The sequence below is a fragment of the Moorena sp. SIO4A5 genome (assembly GCF_010672005.1).
In the GTDB taxonomy this organism is placed as follows: domain Bacteria; phylum Cyanobacteriota; class Cyanobacteriia; order Cyanobacteriales; family Coleofasciculaceae; genus Moorena.
In genome coordinates this window covers 1-5,121 of sequence record NZ_JAAHHZ010000329.1, presented here as the reverse complement: position 1 = coordinate 5,121, position 5,121 = coordinate 1, and the positions used below count along the sequence as shown (strand labels likewise).

The window sequence follows — 5,121 nt, the reverse complement described above, 5'->3', positions numbered from 1 at the left end:
AAAGAAAAACATCCAGAAATAACTCATGTACAAATCCGTTTACAGAGGGGAACAGAACACAATGAACTGAATAAATATCGCTATAGCGTACTGTTGCATATAGAGGCACAACCAGGAAAAGTAATAACACCGACTGTAGAAAGTGGAGCTTCTCTGAGTGTTCAACAGATAGAAAATTATCTGCGAGACAAAGGGCCAGAATCAATTTGCTTTAGTGGTTTAGTCAATGGCAGAGTAGCTAATGATGTAGATTTGGTAGAGTTGCTATCACAGCCAGAATCAAAACAGAATGTGCAGCAGTTGAGGCAGTTTTTAGAGTCAAAGCCAGTAAATGGCATCGACCCAGAGAGGCTACATCAACTGAGTTCGGATAATGGGTATTCTCTAGAGTTGTGTTGGTCAGCAGAAGGTAGTCCCGAATTGATGGATGGGGTATTTGTGCGCAGTGAGTTAGCCAAAGAAGGGATAGTGTTAACACCGCTCACTCAAAAATCGGTGGCAGCAAGTAACTGGAATAATTATGGGAATAATCCCTTGAGTTCTCAGTTCAGAAAGGAACTGATACCGCAGTTGAGAGAGTATCTACAGTCGCGGTTACCAGAGTATATGGTGCCATCGGGGTTGATGGTGTTGTCGCAACTGCCTCTGACTCCCAATGGCAAAGTAGACCGTAAGGCATTGCCAGCACCAGATTTCGTCAGTAGTCTGTCAACGGAGTATGTGGCTCCACAAACGGAAACACAGAAGGTCTTAGCAGACATTTGGGCAGAAGTGTTGGGTATAGAAAAGGTGGGTATACACGATAAATTCTTTGAGTTGGGAGGACATTCCCTATTAGCTATCCAAGTAATCTCTCGTGTGCGAGCAGCTTTCTCAATAGAACTTAAGCTACAGGACCTATTTGAATCACCCACCGTAGCAGGAGTGGCCCAAGCTATTGAGAAGAGAAACGATGGTACACAGGTTACTAATCAAGTTAAGGACTTGAGGGCTGAAGTAATCTTAGACTCCAAAATTCAGAATCAGTCTGTAGCTTTTGAAGATATAACTGAGCCGAAAAATATCTTTTTGACTGGAGCAACAGGCTTTTTGGGAGTTTATTTACTCTCTGAACTCCTCGAACAAACTCAAGGGAATATATATTGTCTCGTACGTGCCACCTCTTCTGAGAAAGGTAAGCAGAGACTGCAAAGAGCCCTGGAGTCGTATAGCCTATGGAATGAAACCAAAAGCTCAAGAATTATTCCAGTTATAGGAGAATTGTCGGCTCCACTATTGGGTCTTGACGAGTCACAGTTTAACCATCTAGCAAGTCAGATGGATGTCATTTATCATAATGGTGCTTGGGTAAATTTTGTCTACTCTTACTCAGTTTTGAAGCCAGCTAATGTTCTCGGAACTCACGAAGTCTTGAGATTGGCTAGCCAAACCAAAATTAAGCCGGTACATTTTATCTCTACTATGTCGGTTTTCTCCTCATCTGCCTATTCTGACAAGCAAGTAATTTTTGAATCAGACTCCCTCGACTATACCCCAGACAACGATGATGGCTACGCTGAAAGTAAATGGGTAGCAGAAAAATTAGTTATGGAAGCTCGTGACCGAGGATTGCCCGTATGTATATACAGGCCAGGGAGAATAACAGGACACAGTCAAACAGGCTTCTGTAATACAGAAGATCTATTTTCTCGAATGATTAAAGGCTGTATCCAGCTAGGAGCAGTGCCAAATCTTGAAGGCGTTTTCAGCGACATAGTACCTGTAGACTATGTAAGTAAGGCGATTTTTAATATATCACAACAGAAAGAATCTCTAGGAAAGGCTTTTCACATGGTCAATCCTAATGACATCTATGTAAACGAGGCTTTCAACATGATCCGTTCTTGGGGATACCCCATTGAACAGATGGATTATGAAAAGTGGCGAACCAAACTAATTTGTCAAACAGAAAATAGCAATGAAAACGCACTGTATCCTCTTTTGTCGCTTTTTTCAGAAGAACTACCAGTAAATGCGGAAATGCCGAGATACGACTGTAAACATACAATACATGGACTAGCTGACACTGATATAGTCTGTCCATCCGTAGATTCCAAATTATTGAACACCTACTATTCTTATTTTAAGAGTAGCGGCTTCTTGAACGCGCCACAGTAGGGCATTCCTTTCCTAGAGGCGCACGCCAGTCAGGTGTCTTGAAGTTCAATGGATTGACTTTGGGGGACGACAAGTCCCCCATAAACTTTTTTCGGTGGTGGTGCATAGTAATGGTATGGGAAGTGTGGGAAAAAATATATATTTTCACCATTACTATGCAGGAGAACCCCCAGCCAAACAACCAAAATTCCTAGTCTGACATTTCAGGGTGCAGAATGTAGGTGTAATTCGATTTTAACTAGCCCAGGGCGATATTTTTCCCTTGCTAGCATCAACCAGGTAGGACAGGAAGCTATCTACTAAAGTCTCCATCGTCTCCTGGCTGATTGCAGGCTTAGAAAAGGGGAAATGCAAAAACATTTTTCCCTCAAAAGTTGTAACATTAGCAAGTACAATACCCCCAAACATGGCTTGTGCTGAAGCAAAACTGATTTCTGAGAGTTCAAATTGACCGTAAACTCTGGGAATATTTACTCGACCAATATTGGAAATAGCCACTGTCTGAGGGGCTTGATCTCGGCGGGTGAGCCCCAACTCGAACATCTTCTTATACATCAAAACTCCGGTGAACATATCGCCACGCTTTAAGCCAACTTCCACTTGTTGTCTCACTTCCCGTGCTAATTTCCAGAAGGAGGTATTTGTGTCGAGAGTGTGAAATGACGTTATGGAGCTAACCAGTAAGACCATGTTTTTATTGTCGATCACTGGTTTCAAGTGTTTACGCAGATCAACAGGAATCCAACAGGACACATATTTTTTCTTTCCTGATCCGATTTTTATGGCTGTGGCAAATATCAGCGCCGCACATAAAGCAGCTTGTACTGTTGTCTTTTCTTGACGGCAACGTAGAATCAGCTCTTTGGTAACCTCCGCATCTAACTGTCTATAAACATTGCCAGTACGTCGTAACTCAAGAGGTACAGTCTTCTCAAAACTCAAGCCTTTTGGTTGGCGCCAAATATTTTTGAACAGAAGTCGCAGAATAAACAACAGCTTGTTGATATTACCCCTAAAGCCTTTTGTTGATGGAGGTAATAACTCATCTACAGGGGGAAGTGTCGGTAAGTTAGGCACTGGCACGACTGGTTCACCAGAGATAATTTTCGAGCAGTAGGTCAAGATTTCTGAATATAACTCGATACTCGATAAAGCATCTGAGATGGCGTGGTTTATTTTGATAATCAGATAGCTAGGATTGTTTTCAGAGTACTCCCGCCCTTGCACAAGTACAGCTCGCAATAGCACTTCACTACTCTCAATTTGGGTGTTTAGTTCTTCTAGAAGGGTTTCTTGCCATTGTCTAGAGTTTTGCGTATCTACAACCCGCAAAGGGATCTTTTTTGCACCCGTTTCAAAACGGAGATTATCCACGTCACCGACGATACGAGAATTAAGTCGAGGGTGATGAGTTTGGACAATATCAAGGGCCTGTCTCACAATTTCTTGATTCAGGGGGCCTAAAATGCGCCCGATAATTACTATATTGAATGAGCTATTCAAGCGATTTACTATTTCCATCACTTGCTCTACAGCACAGAGTTTTCTATTATCAATCATGAATATCTCCTCTTTGACCTCTGTTCCTTCCTCAATTCTGGGTTCTTGCAAAAAAGAGTCTCAGGGATTTGCATTAATGAGACTTTAGCAAGCATATAGTAAAGATAGCAATTTGGGATAAAAAAGCCGAAATAATCACAAAAAATAGAATTGTCATTACCGAATATAAAACTAGAGTACTTGCCAGCATATTGAAGTTACGGCGGTTTGCATAACTATCAAGTACACAGGATTTTATCCTTCTTTCCTCTTCCCTGCGCCCTGCGCCCTGTTCCCTGCTCCCTAAAAACCCATAAATTTGTACCTAAGCTGTTCGTCGAAGGTCGGGTCATTGGTCAGCACATTGTATTCCTGACCATGATGGACTTTTAGTTCACCATCAATGTATTCAAAGATCGCTGAATCCCCACTTGGATCCGAGAGCGACAGGTGAAGTGCAAACTCCAGTGGTCCCATAAGTAGTTGAAGCGGTTCCGGCAGCGGGGAGAGAAGCCCTTCCGACACGAGCTCATTAAAGGTGGTTGTGACGATCTGTAAGGGTTGTGCTTCCAGCCCTTGAACTGCCTCTTCAACGGTTGCATAATTATCAAGGACATATTGACCCCAGCCTCCAAGGGACAAGGTTTTCTCACCTGGTTCAATATCACCGTATTTCGTCTTTTCCAAAAAGAGGAGATTGGCAACGAGACCCTGATCGTTTATACCATCAACGGTGGCGATGTCATAGCTCGAGGTAACGATACTGCCATATTTCGAAGTCCATGTGATTGAGTTGGTACCAGCCCCACCATTACGCTTCATGCCTTTCGGAAAGACCCAGAGGTTAGCATCGGGGTCCTGAAACCAGTCCATACTGCGCGCAGTAATTGGTCCGTTTGAACTCCCATGGTAGACTAACCGACTACAAGCCTGAGCCGATGGAACTACTGCCATGGACAGGATAGTAATAAATACAACAAATATAGTTGCTAGCTTCTTGATGATCAAATTATGCTTCTTGATCATTAAGTTCAATACTCCCGAAATTTTTTTGAATCCAGAACGAAGACAATGCAAGGATTGCAGGCTACTTGCCTTAATTTTTTTAATTGTCTACCCAGGGCTAAATTACCAAAGATTGCTTTATCAAGCAAATAATTACCCTGTAAGCCTTACAGCTACTTTACTATAAGTGTCCGGACTATTTTGACATCCTCTCAGGCAGGGCTATTTCATTCTAATTGTAATCGGAATATGGTATAAAGAGCGCGCAAATTCCCTTTAATGCATCTACTCCCGTGTCTCAAATCGCAATTATAGAAGCCAAAGCTTGACTAGAAGATCCTCGTCGTCGTGCCGGACAGCGCCACACTCTTCCACTGTGCCTAGCGCTATTTACTTTGGCCATGCTCCTTTGGAGCCGCC

At 42.7% G+C, this 5,121-nt stretch carries 3 protein-coding genes; 1 reads left to right on the top strand and 2 read right to left on the bottom strand.

Translation table 11 applies throughout. The annotated features are described in order from the left end of the window. A partial coding sequence (locus tag F6K57_RS36285; protein WP_293072967.1) for a thioester reductase domain-containing protein occupies positions 1 to 2,157 on the top strand: 2,157 nt, incomplete at its 5' end. Between the two features lie 234 nt (positions 2,158 to 2,391). Here the strand turns inward: F6K57_RS36285 and F6K57_RS36280 are convergent. Beyond that, positions 2,392 to 3,768 (bottom strand): hypothetical protein, encoded by a 1,377-nt coding sequence (locus F6K57_RS36280; protein ID WP_081431358.1) that lies wholly within the window; start codon positions 3,766 to 3,768, stop codon positions 2,392 to 2,394. Positions 3,769 to 3,999: 231 nt separating this feature from the next. After that, positions 4,000 to 4,722 carry a linear amide C-N hydrolase gene (locus tag F6K57_RS36275; protein WP_075903734.1) on the bottom strand — a complete coding sequence of 241 codons (723 nt, stop codon included), beginning with the start codon at positions 4,720 to 4,722 and terminating at the stop codon, positions 4,000 to 4,002. Between the last annotated feature and the right edge of the window lie 399 nt (positions 4,723 to 5,121).